Below are 18,169 nucleotides of genomic sequence, written 5' to 3' on the forward strand. Positions count from 1 at the left end.
AATGATCTGCCCATTTTTGCTATCTTGTGTTGAGATAAATTTGCGGGATGGTGACGTAACGCGGCTTATTGAAGCAAGCTGAAAATGCCGTGGCCTTCAGTTTTTCATCTGCGGCAGCGGCGATGTTTAGTGGCGTATGCTGGCTCTTGGCGAAACTGTTGTCCGCTTCCCCGGACATAGCATCCCACGCCATTCCCCCCTACATCCCATCCTATGCACCTGGTCGCCCCTGCCATCATCCTGTCGGTTCGGCCGCATGGCGAGCATGGCGCGATCGTGCGGGCGTTGACCCGCGCGGATGGGGTGCAGCCGGGCTATGTGCGGGGCGGGCGTTCGCGGGCGCTCAGGCCTGTCCTGCAACCGGGGAATGCTATTATCGGCGAGTGGCGGGCGCGGACCGCCGAGCAGCTTGCCGCGCTGACCATCGAGCCGGGGCATAGCCGTGCGGGGCTGCATAGCGAGCCGCTGGCCGCCGCCGGGATCGAGTGGCTGTGCGCGCTGACCGCTGCCACGTTGCCCGAGGAGCAACCTTATCCCATCCTCTACGACGCATTCGACGCGGTGCTGACGGCGATCGAGTCGGCGCCCTCGGCGCGGGGCTGGGCGGGGGCGCTGGTGCGCTACGAACTGCTGCTACTGGGGCAACTGGGTTTCGGGCTCGATCTGGAGCGGTGCACCGTCACCGGAGGAACCGACGATCTGGCCTATGTCAGTCCCAAGAGCGGGGCGGCGGTGTCGGTGGGGGCGGCGTTCGGCTATGAGGCGCGGCTGTTTCCCTTGCCGACTTTCCTGGGGGAGGGCGGGGCGGCGGACTGGCCCGACATTTTCGCCGCCGGGCGGATCACCGCGCATTTCCTGGCGCGCGATATCCTGGTGGGCTTGCGCAACGATCCGATGCCCGCCCGCACGCGGTTGTTCGATCGGTTCAAAAGGGCGGTTGCGTGAGGACCGTCCGCTAAGGCAAAGGGCGCTCCGAACACAGATAGGACAAGGGGCCAGCCATGGCATTGATCGCGATCCTCGCCGGTGACGGCATCGGCCCGGAAGTGACGGCGGAAGCGCGGCGCGTGCTGGAGGCGCTGGACCTGGGCCTGACCTTCGAGGAGGCCAAGGTCGGCGGAGCGGCCTATGAGGCGGCGGGCCATCCGCTGCCGCCCGAGACGCTGGAGGTGGCAGGCCGCGCCGATGCGCTGCTGTTCGGCGCGGTCGGCGATCCGCGCTTCGACAATCTGGAGCGCGCGCATCGGCCGGAGCAGGCGATCCTGGGTCTGCGCAAGGCATTCGGCCTGTTCGCGAACCTGCGGCCCGCACGGCTGTTCGAGGGGCTGGAGGATGCCAGCTCGCTGCGCCCCGACATTGCGCGGCGCATCGATATGGTGATCGTGCGCGAGCTGACCGGCGACGTCTATTTCGGTGCGAAGGGCCGCGGCACCACCGAGGCGGGCCTGCGCGAAGGCCATGACCTGATGCGCTATGACGAAGAGGAAGTGGCGCGCATCGCCCGCGTCGGTTTCGAGACCGCGATGCGCCGCCGCCGTCGCCTGCTGTCGGTGGACAAGGCGAATGTGCTGGAAACCTCGCAGTTGTGGCGCGACGTGGTGATCGAGGTGGCGAAGGATTACCCGGACGTCGCGCTCGACCATATGTATGTCGATAATTGCGCGATGCAGCTGGTTCGCGATCCGGGCCAGTTCGACGTCATCCTGACCGGCAATCTGTTCGGCGACATCCTGTCGGATCAGGCGTCGATGTGCGCAGGCTCGATCGGGATGCTGCCCTCCGCCGCGCTGGGGGCGACGGGCAAGGGGCTGTACGAGCCGATCCATGGCTCGGCCCCCGATATCGCGGGGCAGGGCAAGGCCAATCCATGCGCGGCGATCCTGTCGTCGGCGATGATGCTGCGCCACTCGCTGGGGCTCACCGAGGCGGCCGACCGGATCGACGCGGCGGTGGCGGGCGCGATCCGCGAGGGCGCGCGGACCGGCGATCTGGGCGGCAGCCTGTCGACCCGCGCCATGGCCGACGCGATCCTCGAACGCCTCTGACGCCCATGAGCGCGCTCCTCGAACTCGCGGTCGTCATCCCGACCTTCAACGAGCGCGCCAATGTGCCCGTGCTCATCGCCAAGCTCGACCAGGCGCTGGCCGGGCGGCGGTGGGAGGCGATCTTCGTCGACGACAACAGCCCCGACGGGACCGCCGAGGCCGCCCGGGAACTGGGCCGCGTCGACAGCCGCGTCCGGGTGATCCAGCGGATCGGGCGGCGGGGGCTGTCGTCCGCCTGTATCGAGGGGATGTGCGCCACCGCCGCGCCTGTGGTTGCGGTGATCGACGGCGACTTGCAGCATGACGAAACGCTGCTGCCGAAGATGCTCGACCGGTTGCAGACGGAAGGCGATCTCGACATCATCGTCGGCTCGCGCTTCGTCGATGGCGGCGGGACGGGCGACTGGGACCGCGACCGCGTGGCCAAGTCGGCCTTTGCGACGAAGCTGTCGCAGCGTGTGCTGAACGTGAACCTGTCCGACCCGATGAGCGGCTTCTTCATGGTCCGCACCCAGGTGGCGCGCGACACCGTGCCGCATCTGTCGGGGATCGGCTTCAAGATCCTGCTCGACATCATGAGCGCGTCGCCGCGTCCGCTTCGCGCCGCCGAAATGCCCTATGTCTTCCGTCTGCGGACCGAGGGCGAGTCGAAGCTCGATCATGTCGTGGCGATGGAATATCTGATCGCGCTGTACGACCGCCGCTTCGGCAAGGTGGTGCCGGTACGCTTCGCCATGTTCTCGGCGATCGGGGTGCTGGGCGTGGGCGTGCACATGGCGGTGCTCAGCCTGTTCTTCGTCCTGCTGGGCGCGAGCTTCCTGGCCAGCCAGATCGTCGCGGTGGCGGCCGCGATGACGTTCAACTTCTTCCTGAACAATGCGCTGACCTATCGCGACCGGCGCCTGACCGGGTTCAAGCCGCTGCTCGACGGCTGGGTGTCCTTCTGTCTGGTCTGCGCCGTGGGGGCCATCGCCAATATCGGCGTTGCGGCCTTCCTGCACGATGCGCGGGCGAATGAGTGGGCGGTATCGGCACTGATCGGCGTGCTGGTCGGTGCGGTGTGGAATTATGCGCTGTCGTCGCGGTTCGTCTGGGGGCGGTACTGAATTTGGCCTGAGGGTGGGGGCGTGGCCCTCACCGCCAATCCATGAACCAAGCAAAGCGCGCAAAGGACTTCGGCCCCGCCAGCGCCCCCGCTGTCAGGATCGGGTAGAAATACACGAACAGACACGCCACCGCGACCAGATAGGCCTCGTCCCAGTCGCGCAACCACGTCCGCCAGCGATCGATCGCCACCGCCAGCGCGACCGACAGCCAGATCGCGGGCAGGAAGTAGTAATAGTAGAAGCCCAGCGACTTGGGGATGATCGCCCAGACCGCGAAGCCGCCGATCCAGAGCGCCGCCGCGACACCCAGCCGCATCTCCCGCGTCCGTAACCAGCCGAGCGCACACGCCGCCACCGCGACCAGCCCGCCCCACATCACCGCCGGATTGCCGAGCAGGAAGATGCCCCGCTGCGCGCCCTCGGCCATCTCGTAGAAATACCAGATGGGCCGCCCGATCACAGGCCAGCTCCACCAGGTCGACTGGTAATGATGCGGCGGCAGGATCTGGGTCTGGCGTGCATACATCTCCAACTGAAAGGGCAGGAGGTTCGCCAGCGTCATCGGCTCGCGCGTATAGAAAAAGGCCGGGGCAAAGGTCGCCGCATAGGCCAGCCCTGCACCCAGACCGAGAAGCCCCCAGGCCGACCACCAGCGCAGGCCCGGCCAGCGGCTGGGGTCCTGCCGCTTCAACGGGATAAAGCCGATCGCCGCATAGCCCAGATAGGGCACCGCCGCCCATTTCACCCCGACCGCGAGGCCCAGCAGCACCGCACCCAGCATCCAGCGCCAGCGACTCTGCACGGCGTCGCCGCGCATCGCCCAGGCCATCGACGCGACGGCCAGCACGACGAACGCGGCCATGAACCCGTCGAGCATCGCGATCCGCGCCTGTACCAGCACCATGAAGTTCAACATGGTCAGCAGCGCCCCGATCGCCGCTGCGCGCGTCCGCCGGGTCATCAGCCAGACGATGCCGAACACGCCGCCGACGATCGCCGTCCCCGCCACCGTGGACAGCGCGCGCCAACCCAGCGCATTGTCGCCGAACATCAGCATGCCCGCCGCGATCAACATCTTGCCGAGCAGCGGATGCTCAATATTCACCGGCCCCTCCAGCGCCAGTAGCGTGCGCGCGGCGGGAACGTAATGAACTTCGTCGAAGACCAGCGTCGGCGGCATGGTCAGCCGCCAGCAGAACAACGCCTGTGCCGCGATCAACAGTGACAATAGCGCCGGAACGGGACGACGAAGCGGAGCAAGCAGGCGACGCATGTGGTGCTCATGGCCGACCCGCCCAAGACGGACAAATGCTTTTTCGGTAAGTGGTACCAATACAAAACATCCCTAACCGATCCTTCAGACTTGTTCGTTAGGTCAGCACGTCATGGCCGGAATTGATGGGCGGTACGCCTTCGACTCCGGACCGCTAGAGACAATGGGCGGATGGCTGCGATGGGTTTGTTCGGCAAGAAGGATGTGAGCCTGGGGAATCGGCTGGCGCTGGCGGTGTTCGAGCATTCGCCCGATGCCATGCTCCTCTTGTCCGACAGTAAGTTCATCGCAGGCAACGCCGCCGTCGAGCGGATCTATCATCGCCGCCTGTCCGAGGTGCTGGGCCATAACCCGCTGGATTTCTCCGCCCCCTGCCAGGCGGATGGCCGCCCGACCGACACGCATATCGGGGAGCGGGTCGCCCAGGCGCTGCGGGACGGCTTTGCCCGGTTCGAATGGCTCAACCAAGACCCCAAGGGACAGGTGGAGCGCCTTCTCGTTACCCTGATCCCCGCGCAGGTCGTCACGCCGCAGGATGTGCTGGTCCTGATCCAGGATATGGGCGAAACCATGGAGATGGTGAACCAGCTCGGCGACGGGCTGTCGCGCATCTCTAACGGCGATCTGTCGCACCGCATCGCCAAGCCGTTCCGCGACGATTACGAACCGCTCCGGCTTCACTTCAACGAGGCGGCGCAGATGCTGGGCGGATCGATCCAGTCGATCGACTCGTCCTCGCGCCGGGTGCACAGCGCGGCGCTCGAAATCGGCAAGGCGGCAGGCGACCTGTCGCGGCGTACCGAACATCAGGCCGCCTCGCTGGAGGAAACCGCCGCGGCGATGCGCCAGGTGACGACCGCGATCCAGGAAACCGCGCAGTTCGGCAACAAGGCCGCGCAGGTCGCCGCCTCGGCGCAGGAAAATGCGGCGCAGAGCGGCGTCGTGGTGCAGCGCGCGATGGACGCGATGGGCGGGATCGAGCGTACCTCGAACGAAATCTCCGAGATCATCGGCGTGATCGACGGCATCGCGTTCCAGACCAATTTGCTGGCGCTGAACGCGGGTGTCGAGGCGGCGCGCGCGGGTGACGCGGGCAAGGGCTTTGCGGTCGTCGCATCCGAAGTCCGTGCGCTGGCGCAGCGTTCGGCCGATGCCGCCAAGGATGTGAAGAGCCGCATCGGCGCATCGGACGCGCAGATTCGCTCGGGCGTGCAGGAGGTCGACGCGGCCGGATCGACGCTGCAACGCATCGCCGCGCAGGTCAGCGAGATGGCCACGCTGATCGGCGACATCGCCAACGCATCCCAGCAACAGGCGAGCAGCGCGTCGCAGATCACGATCGCGATCGGTGATCTCGACTCGGTGACGCAACAGAATGCGGCGATGGTCGAGGAAGCCTCCGCCGCCGCCCGCGAAATGGTCAACGAGGCGAGCGCGATGACCGATCAGGTCGGTCGCTTCCGCCTGGGCAGCCAATCCCCCGTGATGGCACAGCCGATGTGGAAAGCCGCGTAACCCCTTATTCCTCCCCTTGCAGGGGAGGAATGACTCGGCATTATTCGTCAGACAATTTGACGAACCCCCGTCCCGCATGGCACCCATGATGCCGAAGCGCGGGCGGGTGACACGGCATGTCCCGAACCCCGTCTGCGCGAATGCGACGGAATGAACGGGAGAGTGACGTGACACGAGCGGTTCGATCGACCTTGTGCGCAATTCTGGCGGCGACCGCGCTTTCGCCCCTGGCGGCGCAAAATATGTCGGCGCAAGACCCCCTGTCGAATGACGGCGCGGCCAAGACCTTCGAGGTGAAGGGCAAGGGCTTCCTGCGCAACGGCCAGCCGCATCAGGTGATCTCGGGCGAGATGCACTATACCCGCATCCCGCGCGCCTATTGGCGCGACCGGTTGCGCAAGGCCAAGGCGATGGGGCTGAACACCATCACCACCTATTCCTTCTGGAACGCACATGAGCCGCGTCCGGGCGTCTATGATTTCAGCGGCCAGAATGACATCGTCGCCTTCATTCGCGATGCGCAGGCCGAGGGGCTGGACGTGATCCTGCGCCCCGGCCCCTATGTCTGTGCGGAATGGGAACTGGGCGGTTATCCGTCCTGGCTGCTCAAGGACCGCAAGCTCGTCCTGCGTTCGACCGATCCGCAATATACCGCCGCCGTCGACCGCTGGCTGATGCGGCTGGGGCAGGAGGTGAAGCCGCTGCTGCTCAAGAATGGCGGGCCGATCGTCGCGGTGCAGCTTGAGAATGAATATGGCGCGTTCGGCAGCGACCAGACCTATTTGCGCGGGCTGGAGGCGAGCTACAAGCGCGCCGGTCTCGGCGACGGCATCCTGTTCACCAGCAACCAGGGCGGCGATCTGGCCAAGGGATCGCTGCCCAACCTGCCCTCGGTCGTCAATTTCGGTTCGGGCGGCGCGCAAAGCTCGGTCGCGAAGCTGGAGGCCTATCGTCCTGACGGCCTGCGCATGGTCGGCGAATATTGGGCGGGCTGGTTCGACAAATGGGGCGAGGAGCACCACGAGACGGACGGCAAGAAAGAGGCCGAGGAAATGGCCTATATGCTCAAGCGCGGCTATTCGATCTCGCTCTACATGGTGCATGGCGGCACCACTTTCGGCTGGATGAACGGCGCGGACTCGCACACCGGCAAGGATTATCACCCCGACACCACCAGTTATGATTATGACGCGCCGATCGATGAGGCGGGCAATCCGCGCTACAAATACGGCCTGATCGCCGCGGCCATCGCCGAGGTGACGGGCAAGCCCGCCGCACCTACGCCCGCGCCGACAGTCGCGACGACCTTCCCGGTATCGCCCGTGCGGCGCAGCGCGTCGCTTTGGGACAATCTGCCCGCGCCGGTGCGGGCCGCTCAGCCGAAGACGTTCGAGGAGCTGGACCAGAATTTCGGCTATGTCCTCTACCGGGTCGCCGTCCCGGCGGGGCCTGCGCAGACGCTGACCCTCAAGGGCATGCACAGCTATGCGCAGGTCTATCTGAACAAGGCGCTGGTCGGCACGCTGGACCGGCGTCTGGATCAGGAGACGGTCGAACTGCCCGCGCGCGCCAAGCCCGCGACGCTGGATATCCTGGTCGAGAATACCGGCCGGGTGAATTATTCGCACGCGATCCGCACCGAGCAGGCGGGCCTGACCGGCGCGGTGACGCTGGCGGGGCAGCCGCTCACCGACTGGCAGATGTTCCGCCTGCCGATGGACAATCTGTCGTCGCTGAAATTGTCGGCCAAGCCCTGCAGCGGTCCCTGCTTCTACGAGGCGGAAATGACCGTTTCGCAGCCCGGCGATACCTATCTCGACATGCGGGGCGCGCATAAGGGGCAGTTGTGGCTGAACGACCATAATCTCGGTCGTTTCTGGAGCATCGGGCCGGTCCACACGCTCTACACGCCCGCGCCGTGGCTCAAGGCGGGAACGAACCGCATCCTGTTCTTCGACCTGACCGGGGATGCGAGCGACAGGCTGACGACGGTGGCCAAGCCGATTTATGGCAAGGTGACGAACCACCGCGAGGCGCAGTAACCGGCGGCTTGCCCCTCCACCACCGGGCTACGCCCGGCGGTCCCCCTCCCCATCTAAGATGGGGAGGATTTAGGCATCCCATTCCTCCCCAAGCTGTGCTTGGGGAGGGGGACCATCGCGATAGCGATGGTGGAGGGGCCGGACTCCATCCGCCTCAGCGCACCGCCGCCGCCTGGTTGTCGATAACCGCCTCGCGCTGCTCGGGGCTCATCGCGGCGGCATTGACGTCGGCGGCCTTGATCGCTTCGGCGCGGTCCTCGGCATAGTCGCGGGTCTTTTCGGCCTGCTTGTCGAGCATCTTGGCCTGGTTGCGCAGCGCGTCGGCCTGGTCCTCCATACCGTCGGCGCGGTTGTCGGCAGCCTTTTCGACATTCTCGGCGAGCTTGTCGGTGCCCTTGCCGTTGCAGGCGGACAGCGACACCAGGCTGGCGGCCATCAGCAGGCCGATGCGGATCTTCATGCTCATTCTCCCTGTTTGAATCGGGGGGAATAACCGGATCGGGCACTTTTCCGTTCCGCTGGCGTAACGCTGACATATCGGGTGCGCGACCGAATATCCTTGAACCCCGCCCCCCGGACCGGCAAATGAACGGGCATGAAGCGCAAGACTGGCCAGGACCGTTCGATCACCTCCCAATGGCGCCCCGCGACGCAGGCCGTGCGCGGCGGCACCGCGCGGTCGGAATATGGCGAGACCTCCGAGGCGCTCTTCCTGACCTCGGGCTATTGCTACGACCGGGCAGGGGACGCGGCGGCCCGGTTCGCGGGCGAGCAGGAGGGGATGACCTATTCCCGCCTGCAGAACCCGACCGTCGAGATGCTGGAACAGCGTATCGCCCTGCTCGAAGGTGCCGAAGCGTGCCGGACCATGGCGTCGGGCATGGCGGCGATGACCGCGGTGCTGCTCTGCCAGTTGCAGGCGGGCGACCATCTGGTCGGCGGGCGCGCGGCGTTCGGGTCGTGCCGCTGGCTGACCGACACGCTGCTGCCGAAGTTCGGCATCGCCACCACCGTCGTCGATGCGCGCGACCCGCAGGCGTTCCTGGATGCGGTGCGGCCCGAGACCAAGGTCTTCTTCTTCGAGACGCCCGCCAATCCGACCATGGACGTGGCCGATCTCCAGGCGATCTGCGACATCGCGCGCGAGCGCGGCATCACCACGGTGGTCGACAATGCCTTTGCGACCCCGGCGCTCCAGCGGCCGATGGATTTCGGCGCGGACGTGACCGCCTATTCCGCCACGAAGATGATGGACGGGCAGGGCCGCGTGCTGGCGGGCGCGGTGTGCGGCACCGAGGACTTCATCACCAACACCCTGCTGCCCTTCACTCGCAACACCGGCCCGACCCTGTCGGCGTTCAACGCCTGGGTGGTGCTGAAGGGGCTGGAGACGCTGGACCTGCGTATCCACCGCCAGTCGGAATCGGCGCTGAAGGTCGCGACCTTCCTGGAGGGCCGGGTGCCGCGCGTCCTGTGCCCGGCGCTGCCCAGCCATCCGCAGCATGAACTCGCCATGCGCCAGATGAAGGCGGGCGGCAGCATCTTCGCGCTGGAACTCGATGGCGGTCGCGAACAGGCGCATGGCCTGCTCGACGCACTGGCGTTGATCGACATCTCGAACAATATCGGCGACTCGCGCTCGCTGATGACCCATCCCGCCTCGACCACCCATGCCGGTGTCGCCGAGGACAAGCGGATCGAGATGGGCATCGGCGAGGGCATGTTGCGTCTGAATGTCGGGCTGGAGGATGCGGACGACCTGATCGACGATCTCGACCAGGCGCTGCGCGTCGTGGGTCTGTGAAGGCGCTCTTCCCCCATGCGCTGACCACCGGGCCGGTGACGGTCCGCGTGTCGGTCAGCTATCTGCCCGAACAGTCCGAGCCGCAGCGCGGGCGCTGGTTCTGGGCCTATCATGTCCGCATCGAGAATGAGGGCGACCAGCCGGTCCAGCTTCTCACCCGGCGCTGGATCATCACCGACGCGCGGGGTGCGCGGCATTCGGTCGAGGGCGAGGGTGTGGTCGGCGAACAGCCGGTGATCCAGCCGGGCGCGTCCTATGACTATGTCTCGGGTTGCCCGCTCGCGACGACCAGCGGCGCGATGCAGGGCAGTTACCGCATGGTCAGCGCGGACGGCGTGACCTTCGACGTGGCCATCCCGCATTTCGCGCTCATCGCCCCGGCGGTGGAGACATGAAGCGGACGCACCTTCCGCTCAACGGCCTGCGCGTGCTGGACGCCGCCGCGCGCCATCTGAGCTTCACCCGTGCTGCCGACGAGCTGGCGGTGACCCCGGCGGCGGTCGGGCAGCAGATCCGCGCGCTGGAGGATACGCTGGGCGTCGTCCTGTTCCGCCGCACGACGCGCGGGCTGGAACTGACCCCCGAAGCCGAGGCCGGCCTTGCTCCCTTGCGGGCCGGTTTCCTGCAATTCGAGGATGCCGTCCGCGCCATGCAGGCGGGCCAGTCGTCCAAGTCGCTGACCATCGCCGCCCCGCGTGATGTGACCGAGAAGTGGCTGATGCCGCGTCTCGCCGCCATCGCCGCAAGCGACCCGGACCTGCGTTTCTCGCTGATCGCGTCGGACGAGGGGCTGGACTTCACCGAGGCCAATCTGGACCTCGCCATCCGCTGGGGTGATGGACCCGGCGGACTGGAGGGCGAGGCGATCGAGTCGGACGGGATGATTCCCATCGGTCCGGCGGACGCGCCGCTGATCGCCTGGCCGGGGGCGCCCGAAGAAGGTGCGCCGCTGGTCCGTGTGACGGATGCGGGCTTGGCGATCGACGCGGTTGCGGCGGGGCTGGGGCGGGCGATCGTGCCGCAACTGCTGGCCGAGCGCGATCTGGCCGAGGGGCGGGTGGTCGCCACCGGCGAGGCGGTGCCCTCACGCATGGGGTACTGGCTGGTCGCCCCGCTGCCGCAATGGCGCCAGCAGAAGGTCAAGGCGCTGGTCGAGGCGCTGGGGGGCTAAGGGCCATCAAACCCCTTGCGTCACCCCGGCGGAGGCCAGGGCCCAGTTTCCATATCAGTCGTGGTGCACGGTGGCATCGCGTGAGAGGCGAGCACGCCTCCCACGCGACGTGGGGAATCATCTGACCATCACCGCAACTGGGCCCCGGCCTTCGCCGGGGACGTGCTTGTGGTTAGGGGTCGGTACTCCAATTCCTCCCCAAGCTTTGCTTGGGGAGGGGGACCGCCAGCCGAAGGCTGGTGGTGGAGGGGCAGGCTCCCTCGCAGGCCGCTATACCCCTCCGTCAGGCCTGACAGCATCGCCACCCCTCCCCTTTAGGGGAGGGGGCGGGGGTGGGGCGCTTCCGCAAGCGCGGCGTTCGTGGAAAGGCCCCACCCCAACCCCTCCCCTGAAGGGGAGGGGCTCACATCGGCTCAATGCGACGTCATCCTGCTTTACGCCGCCGGTGCGGCGTCGAAGGGCACCGGGAATTTCTTTGCGCAGAAGGCGCAGTCCACCTGGATCAGGCCATCGGCATCCGCCATCTCGCGCCGTTCCTCGACCGAGAACTTCGTGATGACGCTGGCGATATACTCCGCCGAGCAGCGGCAGCCGCGCACGATGGCGGGGCTTTCCGACACGCGGACATTCTGCTCCTCGTTGAACAGCCGCCATACCAAAGTCTCCAGCGGCAGCGCGGCGTCGGCCAGTTCCTCGACCTGCATCGTCTGGCCCAGCGCCTGGACATGCTCCCATTCCGGATGGTCGAGCTTGACGTGCAGCCGCTCGCGCCCTTCCTCGCCCTCGGGCAGGTGCTGAAGGAACAGGCCGCCCGCGACCGTCCGCCCGTCCGGCCCCTTGCTGATCCCGACGCGCAGCAGGCTGGGGATCTGCTCGGACTGGATGAAATAGCTCTCGGCGGCGCTCGACAGGGTATCGCCGTCCAGCGGCACGATGCCCTGATAGCGTTCGTCGGTCATCGCAAGGTCGAAGGTGATCGCCAGATAACCCTGACCGAACAGCGCGAACAGTGTCGGCTCGGCGGGCAGTTCGGCCAGCCGGTCCTCGTCATACTGGACATAGCCGCGCAGCTCGCCACCGCGATAATCGCACACCAGCAGGCGGATCACGCCGCTGTCGCTGCGCGTCTGGATGGTCAACTGACCGCTGGTGTCCTTCAGCGTCGCGCCCATCAGCGCGGTCAGGGTCAGCGCCTCGGCCAGCAGCCGCTCGATCGCGGGCGGATAGGCGTGCGCGGCCAGAATCTCGTCCAGCACCGGGCCCAGCCGTACCAGCCGCCCGCGCGCATGATGCTCGGGGATGATGAAACCGATTGCGCGGTCGAGGTCGGGCAGGGTGATGTCGGTCATGCTCGTGCCTTTACGCTCCGGAAGGGGCCGGGCGCTATGATGCCAGTGCGGCAGGGAAAAGAGAAAAGGCCGACGAACCCGCCGGCCTTTCCATAGATAGTATGGCCGGGCCTGCGATCAACCGATCTGGCCGAAGCACCAGCGCAGCACCGATTTTTGCGCATGGAGCCGGTTTTCCGCTTCCGGCCAGATCAACGACTGCGGGCCGTCGATGACATCCGACGTCACCTCTTCCTCGCGGTGCGCGGGCAAGCAGTGGAGGAATTTGGCATCCGGCTTGGCCAGCGCCATGAGGTCGGCATTGACCTGGAACGGCATCATCGCCGCCAGCTTTTCCTCGGCATGGGCCTGGCCCATCGAGATCCAGGTGTCGGTGACGACGATGTCCGCGCCCTCGACCGCCGCGCGCGGATCAGTGGTGCAGGTCGCGCGACCCTTGCCGAGTTCCAGCGTGCCGGGCTCGGGATGATAGCCATTGGGGCAGGCGGCAACCACGTCGAAGCCGAGCAGCCCGCCCGCCTCGACGATCGAGTGCAGCACATTGTTGCCGTCGCCCAGCCAGGCGACCTTCATGCCCGACAGCGTCTTGCCCGCCTCGATCACGGTCAGCAGGTCGGCCATGATCTGGCACGGATGCGACAGGTCGGTCAGGCCGTTGATGACCGGCACGGATGCGTAATACGCCATTTCCTCGACCTTGGCATGGTCGTCGGTGCGGATCATGATCGCGTCGGTATAGCCCGACAGGATGCGCGCGGTGTCGGCGATCGTCTCGCCGCGCCCCAGCTGCATCGTGCCCGCATCGAGCACGATCGAGGTGCCGCCGAGCTGGCGGATCGCCATGTCGAAGCTGACGCGGGTGCGGGTCGAGTTCTTCTCGAACACCATGGCGAGCACATGGCCCGTCAACGGCGCATCGGCATCGACGCGGCCCTTGGTGAAACCGGCGCGGGCGGCCTTGCGGGCCTGCGCATCGGTCAGAATGGCGGTCACACCCTCGGGACCGGCGTCGGCGAGGTTCAGGAAGTGGCGGATCGTCATGGGTCTATACTCCGTCCCCCGGCGGTTTGCCGCCGCCGGGGTGGCAGGGATATCAGTCGTCGGCGGCGGGGACGTAGACGCGCGCGGCGTCCGACAGCTTCGTCGCGAACTCGGTGATGTGGCTCTCGTCGATGACCAGCGGCGGGAGGATGCGGATGACGTTCTCGCCCGCCGCCACCAGCAGCAGCCCGTGGTTGTCGCGGCAATGCGCCACGAAACGGCGGCTGTCGCTCTTCATCTTCAGACCCTGCATCAGGCCGTGACCGCGAACCTCCTCGAACAGATGATCGAAGTTCGGAATCATCTGCTCCAGCGTCGAGCGCAGGCGCTGACCCATCGCCTCGACATGCTCGAGGAAGCCCGGCTCCTGGATCACGTCCAGCACCGCTTCACCGGCCGCCATGGCAAGCGGGTTGCCGCCATAGGTCGAACCATGGGTGCCCGCGACCATGCCCTTGGCCGCTTCCTCGGTCGCCAGGCACGCACCCAGCGGGAAGCCGCCGCCGATCCCCTTGGCGACCGCCATGATGTCGGGCTTCACGCCGTACAGCTCATGCGCGAAGAACTTGCCGGTGCGGCCGTAACCGCACTGAACCTCGTCGAGCACCAGCAGCAGGCCATGCTCGTCGCACGCCTTGCGCAGGCCCTGGAGGAACTCCATGCTGGCGGGACGCAGGCCGCCTTCGCCCTGGATCGGCTCGACCAGGAAACCGGCGGTGTTCTCGTCGATCAGCGCCAGCGCTGCTTCCAGATCGTCGAACGGCGCGTAAGCAAAGCCCGGCAGCAAGGGCTCGAACCCGTCGCGCATCTTGGGCTGGTTGGTCGCCGAGATCGCGCCCAGCGTCCGGCCATGGAACGCGTTGTTGAACGTGATCAGCGTGTGACGCTGCGGATTGCCATTGGCGAAGTGATAGCGGCGCGCGGTCTTGATCGCGCACTCGACGGCTTCCGCGCCCGAATTGGTGAAGAACACCGTGTCGGCAAAGGTCGAATCGACCAACCGCTGGGCGAAATGCTCACCCTGCGGGCTGCCGTACAGGTTCGACACATGCATCAGCGTCGCGGCCTGTTTGGCGATCGCGTCGACCAGTGTCGGATGGCCATGGCCCAGCGCGTTCACCGCGATACCGGCGGCGAAGTCCAGATACTGTTCCCCGTCTTCGCCATAGAGATAGACGCCTTCGCCTCGGACCGGACGCACCCCGCACCGTGGGTAAACGGGCATCAGGGCGGTGATAGTCACGGGACGTCTCCTTCAAACAGCAAAGGGCGGCACAGGTGGCCGCCCTTTGCAACCATACGGGCTATTGCTCTCTGCCGTCAACGTGCTGGCACGAGGTGTATGGGAGAGCGAGGCCGCCCCTAATTCATCGAAGCGGCCGGGGGAATTTCCGGATCGGCGTCCGGTTTCAGCTTAGGGGTCAGGTCCATGATCTCCAGCCGTCGCTGCGCGCTGCGATGAGGCATTCGTGACGGTGCGCTGTCCGCCGCCCGCATCATGCTGTCGGAGTTGCTTCCCAACGCGTTGATGCCGCCACCGCCACCCGGCGAGGTGCCGCCAATGACGTCCGATACGAAGCTGGTCCGCTCCAAGCGAAGTTGCCCATCAGCATTGGCCATGGGCGCATAGCGGCGCTGGGCGATCGCCTTCATAACGATGTCGGTCCATAAGGGAGCAACCGGGCCGATCAGGTTTATAAGATGAATATCGGCGGTCTCTCCCGATGGCAGGATGCGGAAGCTGATATCCACGAAGGCCGGATCACTGGTGCCGGAAGCTAGGCCGAAATGGAAATCCTCGATCCGCAGCGAGGGCTGATAGACGAGCAGCGGATTGGGGCGCGGCGAGGGGTCTGGTTCCAACTGCGCCATCACCGCGTCGATCACGGCCTTTCGAACCTCCTCACCTTTGGCTTCGCGCACGGGCATGATCCGCACCGCATTCCGAAAGGGCAGGAACCGGGGATCGCGATTGTCGAGGATCGCGGCGCGTGCACGCTCGGCAAGTGCGCGATAGCTCCAGATCGATTCGGCCATCGATGTCAGCAGCATTGCCCGCCGCAGCATGGCCAGGCCCTGTATGTCGAGCAGCCCGGCACGTTCGGCGGCCCGCGCCACATCGGCATAGCGGGCCAGTCCGGCTTCGATTTCATGGGTCCGCACCAGCCCGTCGCCATTGCTCAACCGTTGCAAGAGAACCTCCCGGCTAACCGGATCATAGCGGGTTCGAAGTGCATCGACGGCGTCCGCCCCGCGCCCCAGCGCCCGTTCCGGCTTGCCGTTCAGACTGTGCAGGCGCCCCGTCGCACGGTGCAGCGCTGCCACCTCCAGCGGGTAATGAGAGGCAAAGCGGGCATTACGACGCTTGGCGGCCATCAGCGTCCGGCGGCTGTTCCGGTAATCACCCTCCAGAAACTGCGCATCGGCCAGAGTCAGCGACAGCAATATGTCGTCGCGTAGCGGACAGTTCTTTGCGCGGCATTGATCGAGAGCCTTTTGCGCCTTTTCGACGCGCTCGCCGGTTACCACGATCTCCGCGGCGGTCGGCGAGACGTCATTATCCTGAAGCGGCAGAAACGCGACCAAAAGCGGAAGGATAAACATCGTAAACTCCCACGGCGATACGGCGCGCGATTGGCGCGATATCTTTTGCTGTGTCCGTTGGCCGGTGGGAGAAACGGCCTCAAGAAAATATCCTGGCTGAACCTGCATCGATGCTGAACGGACCCAGCAGGTCGATCAGGCGTCGATAACCTCCTCGTCCAGCCTTGCCGCATTTTCCTGGATGAAGGCGAAGCGGTGGGCGGGGTTGTTGCCCATCAGCCGGTCGACCAGGTCCTTTACGCCTGCGCGTTCCTCATATTCCTGGGGCAGGGTGATGCGGATCAGGCTGCGGGTCGCGGGGTCCATCGTGGTTTCGCGCAGCTGGCCGGGGTTCATCTCGCCCAGGCCCTTGAAGCGCGCGACGTCGACCTTCTTGCCCTTGAACGCGGTGCGCTCCAGCTCGGCGCGGTGGGCGTCGTCGCGGGCGTAGAGCGACTTCGCGCCGACCGTCAGGCGATAGAGCGGCGGCTGGGCGAGGTAGAGATGTCCGCGCCGCACCAGATCGGGCATTTCCTGGAAGAAGAAGGTCATCAACAGCGTGGCGATATGCGCGCCGTCCACGTCGGCGTCGGTCATGATGACGATCTTTTCGTAGCGCAGCTGGGTCGGGTCGCAATCCTTGCGCGTGCCGCAGCCCATGGCCAGCGTCAGGTCGGCGATTTCCTGATTCTGCAGGATCTTGGTCGAGGTCGCGCTGGCGACGTTCAGGATCTTGCCACGGATCGGCAGGATCGCCTGCGTCTTGCGGTCGCGCGCCTGCTTCGCCGAGCCGCCCGCCGAGTCGCCCTCGACGATGAACAGCTCGGTGCCCTCGGGGCTGTCCGCCGAACAGTCGGTCAGCTTGCCGGGCAGGCGCAGCTTGCGGGCCGACGTCGCGGTCTTGCGCTTGACCTCGCGCTCAGCCTTGCGGCGCAGCCGCTCGTCCATGCGGTCGAGCACATAGCCAAGCAGCGCCTTGCCGCGATCCATGTTCGCCGACAGATAATGGTCGAAATGGTCGCGCACCGCCTTTTCGACCAGACCGGCGGCTTCCGGGCTGGTCAGGCGGTCCTTGGTCTGGCTCTGGAATTGCGGTTCGCGGATAAAGACCGAGAGCATCAGTTCGGAGCCGACCATCACGTCGTCGGCGGTGATGTCCTTGGCTTTCTTCTGGTTCACCAACTCGCCGAACGCGCGAAGCCCGCGCACCAGCGCCTGGCGCAGGCCCTGTTCGTGGGTGCCGCCATCGGGGGTGGGGATGGTGTTGCAATACCAGCTATAGCTGCCGTCGCTCCAGAGCGGCCAGGCGACCGCCCATTCGACGCGGCCCTGTTCGGCGGGGAAGTCCTGATTGCCCGAAAAGAAATCGGCCGTCGCGCATTCGCGTCCGCCGATCTGCTCCTTCAGATGGTCGGCCAGGCCGCCGGGGAACTGGAAGACCGCATCGGCTGGCGTGTCGTCGGTGATCAGTTCGGCCGCGCAGTGCCAGCGTATCTCGACGCCCGCGAACAGATAGGCCTTGGACCGGACCAGCTTGTGCAGCCGCGCGGGTTTGAAGTGCAGTTCGGGTCCGAAAATCTCGGTATCCGGCGTGAAGGCGACGCTGGTGCCGCGCCGATTGGGAGCGGCGCCGACGGTCTCCAGCGGACCCAGCGTCGCGCCTTTCGCAAAACGCTGGCGATAGAGGACACGTTCGCGCGCCACCTCAACCACCGTGTCCGACGATAGCGCGTTGACCACCGAGATGCCGACGCCGTGCAGGCCGCCGGAGGTCGCATAGGCCTTGCCAGTGAACTTGCCGCCCGAGTGGAGCGTCGAAAGGATCACCTCCAGTGCCGACTTGTCGGGGAATTTGGGATGCGGATCGACCGGAATGCCGCGCCCATTGTCGACGATGGTCAGGCGGTTGCCCGGCTCCAGCTTCACCTCGATCCGGGTGGCGTGGCCCGCCACCGCCTCGTCCATCGCATTGTCTAGGACTTCGGCCGCCAGGTGATGCAGCGCACGCTCGTCGGTGCCGCCGATATACATGCCCGGGCGGCGACGAACCGGCTCCAGCCCCTCGAGCACCTCGATCGAGGAGGCGTCATAAGCGGGCTGGGAGCGGGCGCCGCCCGCGAACAGATCATTGGACATAACGGGAACTATAGGGCTTCCAGAGCGCTTGCGCCAGCTTCGTGGCGCGTTGCGCAAATGCAACAAAGCTTTGCCGATATTCTAACGTGGGATATTTCCACCAG

Annotated in this window: 16 protein-coding genes; 8 read left to right on the forward strand and 8 right to left on the reverse strand. The window is 66.1% G+C overall.

Annotation, left to right across the window (positions count from 1 at the left end):
* Nucleotides 1–19 precede the first annotated feature (19 nt).
* Nucleotides 20–193: a hypothetical protein gene (locus GGQ89_RS12180; RefSeq protein WP_184105974.1), complete on the reverse strand. Its 174-nt coding sequence runs from the start codon at nucleotides 191–193 to the stop codon at nucleotides 20–22.
* Nucleotides 194–213: 20 nt separating this feature from the next.
* On the opposite strand from GGQ89_RS12180, the gene recO reads away from it, so the two are divergent.
* From recO to GGQ89_RS12195, 3 genes are read left to right on the forward strand one after another with little or no spacing between them, the layout of a single operon-like run.
* Complete coding sequence (recO, locus tag GGQ89_RS12185; RefSeq protein ID WP_184105975.1) at nucleotides 214–945, forward strand: DNA repair protein RecO; 732 nt, start codon at nucleotides 214–216, stop codon at nucleotides 943–945.
* A 56-nt stretch (nucleotides 946–1,001) separates the two neighbouring features.
* Complete coding sequence (gene leuB / locus GGQ89_RS12190) at nucleotides 1,002–2,045, forward strand: 3-isopropylmalate dehydrogenase (protein ID WP_184105976.1); 1,044 nt, start codon at nucleotides 1,002–1,004, stop codon at nucleotides 2,043–2,045.
* 5 nt (nucleotides 2,046–2,050) lie between these two features.
* On the forward strand, nucleotides 2,051–3,151 hold the full coding sequence (locus GGQ89_RS12195) for a glycosyltransferase family 2 protein (RefSeq protein ID WP_184105977.1): 1,101 nt from the start codon (nucleotides 2,051–2,053) through the stop codon (nucleotides 3,149–3,151).
* 28 nt (nucleotides 3,152–3,179) lie between these two features.
* On the opposite strand, the gene GGQ89_RS12200 is transcribed toward GGQ89_RS12195, so the two are convergent.
* Entirely contained in the window at nucleotides 3,180–4,424 is a 1,245-nt protein-coding gene (locus GGQ89_RS12200; RefSeq protein ID WP_184105978.1) for a phospholipid carrier-dependent glycosyltransferase, read from the reverse strand.
* A gap of 204 nt (nucleotides 4,425–4,628) precedes the next feature.
* On the opposite strand from GGQ89_RS12200, the gene GGQ89_RS12205 reads away from it, so the two are divergent.
* Together GGQ89_RS12205 and GGQ89_RS12210 are read left to right on the forward strand one after the other, a co-directional pair.
* Nucleotides 4,629–5,939 (forward strand): methyl-accepting chemotaxis protein, encoded by a 1,311-nt coding sequence (locus GGQ89_RS12205; RefSeq protein ID WP_342354522.1) that lies wholly within the window; start codon nucleotides 4,629–4,631, stop codon nucleotides 5,937–5,939.
* 242 nt (nucleotides 5,940–6,181) lie between these two features.
* Nucleotides 6,182–7,981: a glycoside hydrolase family 35 protein gene (locus tag GGQ89_RS12210; RefSeq protein ID WP_244955785.1), complete on the forward strand. Its 1,800-nt coding sequence runs from the start codon at nucleotides 6,182–6,184 to the stop codon at nucleotides 7,979–7,981.
* Nucleotides 7,982–8,135: 154 nt separating this feature from the next.
* On the opposite strand, the gene GGQ89_RS12215 is transcribed toward GGQ89_RS12210, so the two are convergent.
* The gene (locus GGQ89_RS12215) at nucleotides 8,136–8,441 is read right to left on the reverse strand and encodes a hypothetical protein (RefSeq protein ID WP_184105980.1); all 306 of its coding nucleotides are present in this window, start codon (nucleotides 8,439–8,441) and stop codon (nucleotides 8,136–8,138) included.
* Between the two features lie 135 nt (nucleotides 8,442–8,576).
* Here GGQ89_RS12215 and GGQ89_RS12220 point away from each other — a divergent pair, with 135 nt between their 5' ends.
* Genes GGQ89_RS12220 through GGQ89_RS12230 form a run of 3 tightly spaced genes read left to right on the forward strand, consistent with a single transcriptional unit; the run spans nucleotide 8,577 to nucleotide 10,956 of the window.
* A complete protein-coding gene (locus tag GGQ89_RS12220) occupies nucleotides 8,577–9,785 on the forward strand; it encodes a trans-sulfuration enzyme family protein (RefSeq protein WP_184105981.1) in 1,209 nt (402 codons plus the stop codon).
* Nucleotides 9,782–10,180: a Co2+/Mg2+ efflux protein ApaG gene (apaG, locus tag GGQ89_RS12225; RefSeq protein WP_184105982.1), complete on the forward strand. Its 399-nt coding sequence runs from the start codon at nucleotides 9,782–9,784 to the stop codon at nucleotides 10,178–10,180. The genes GGQ89_RS12220 and apaG overlap by 4 nt, the downstream gene beginning before the upstream one ends.
* A complete protein-coding gene (locus GGQ89_RS12230; protein WP_076717276.1) occupies nucleotides 10,177–10,956 on the forward strand; it encodes a LysR family transcriptional regulator in 780 nt (259 codons plus the stop codon). The genes apaG and GGQ89_RS12230 overlap by 4 nt, the downstream gene beginning before the upstream one ends.
* A gap of 434 nt (nucleotides 10,957–11,390) precedes the next feature.
* Here the strand turns inward: GGQ89_RS12230 and hslO are convergent, their stop codons facing one another.
* From hslO to parE, 5 genes are all read right to left on the reverse strand, one after another.
* Complete coding sequence (hslO, locus tag GGQ89_RS12235; RefSeq protein ID WP_076717274.1) at nucleotides 11,391–12,305, reverse strand: Hsp33 family molecular chaperone HslO; 915 nt, start codon at nucleotides 12,303–12,305, stop codon at nucleotides 11,391–11,393.
* A gap of 117 nt (nucleotides 12,306–12,422) precedes the next feature.
* Nucleotides 12,423–13,346: an ornithine carbamoyltransferase gene (gene argF / locus GGQ89_RS12240; RefSeq protein ID WP_184105983.1), complete on the reverse strand. Its 924-nt coding sequence runs from the start codon at nucleotides 13,344–13,346 to the stop codon at nucleotides 12,423–12,425.
* A gap of 52 nt (nucleotides 13,347–13,398) precedes the next feature.
* Nucleotides 13,399–14,589 (reverse strand): acetylornithine transaminase, encoded by a 1,191-nt coding sequence (locus tag GGQ89_RS12245; protein WP_184105984.1) that lies wholly within the window; start codon nucleotides 14,587–14,589, stop codon nucleotides 13,399–13,401.
* 119 nt (nucleotides 14,590–14,708) lie between these two features.
* A complete protein-coding gene (locus GGQ89_RS12250) occupies nucleotides 14,709–16,058 on the reverse strand; it encodes a hypothetical protein (protein ID WP_184105985.1) in 1,350 nt (449 codons plus the stop codon).
* A gap of 27 nt (nucleotides 16,059–16,085) precedes the next feature.
* The gene (parE, locus tag GGQ89_RS12255; protein WP_056431738.1) at nucleotides 16,086–18,065 is read right to left on the reverse strand and encodes a DNA topoisomerase IV subunit B; all 1,980 of its coding nucleotides are present in this window, start codon (nucleotides 18,063–18,065) and stop codon (nucleotides 16,086–16,088) included.
* Nucleotides 18,066–18,169 lie beyond the last annotated feature (104 nt).

The sequence above is a fragment of the Sphingomonas yabuuchiae genome (assembly GCF_014199595.1).
In the GTDB taxonomy this organism is placed as follows: domain Bacteria; phylum Pseudomonadota; class Alphaproteobacteria; order Sphingomonadales; family Sphingomonadaceae; genus Sphingomonas; species Sphingomonas yabuuchiae.

Bases quoted from the DNA above. Each gene is read 5' to 3' on its own strand.
- argF (WP_184105983.1), bottom strand. From the start codon at position 13,346: ATGACGATCCGCCACTTCCTGAACCTCGCCGACGCCGGTCCCGAGGGT.
- GGQ89_RS12230 (WP_076717276.1), top strand. From the start codon at position 10,177: ATGAAGCGGACGCACCTTCCGCTCAACGGCCTGCGCGTGCTGGACGCC.
- GGQ89_RS12195 (WP_184105977.1), top strand. From the start codon at position 2,051: ATGAGCGCGCTCCTCGAACTCGCGGTCGTCATCCCGACCTTCAACGAG.
- recO (WP_184105975.1), top strand. From the start codon at position 214: ATGCACCTGGTCGCCCCTGCCATCATCCTGTCGGTTCGGCCGCATGGC.
- GGQ89_RS12250 (WP_184105985.1), bottom strand. From the start codon at position 16,058: ATGCAGGTTCAGCCAGGATATTTTCTTGAGGCCGTTTCTCCCACCGGC.
- GGQ89_RS12180 (WP_184105974.1), bottom strand. From the start codon at position 193: ATGGCGTGGGATGCTATGTCCGGGGAAGCGGACAACAGTTTCGCCAAG.
- leuB (WP_184105976.1), top strand. From the start codon at position 1,002: ATGGCATTGATCGCGATCCTCGCCGGTGACGGCATCGGCCCGGAAGTG.
- GGQ89_RS12200 (WP_184105978.1), bottom strand. From the start codon at position 4,424: ATGCGTCGCCTGCTTGCTCCGCTTCGTCGTCCCGTTCCGGCGCTATTG.
- hslO (WP_076717274.1), bottom strand. From the start codon at position 12,305: ATGACCGACATCACCCTGCCCGACCTCGACCGCGCAATCGGTTTCATC.
- GGQ89_RS12215 (WP_184105980.1), bottom strand. From the start codon at position 8,441: ATGAAGATCCGCATCGGCCTGCTGATGGCCGCCAGCCTGGTGTCGCTG.
- GGQ89_RS12210 (WP_244955785.1), top strand. From the start codon at position 6,182: ATGTCGGCGCAAGACCCCCTGTCGAATGACGGCGCGGCCAAGACCTTC.
- parE (WP_056431738.1), bottom strand. From the start codon at position 18,065: ATGTCCAATGATCTGTTCGCGGGCGGCGCCCGCTCCCAGCCCGCTTAT.
- GGQ89_RS12220 (WP_184105981.1), top strand. From the start codon at position 8,577: ATGAAGCGCAAGACTGGCCAGGACCGTTCGATCACCTCCCAATGGCGC.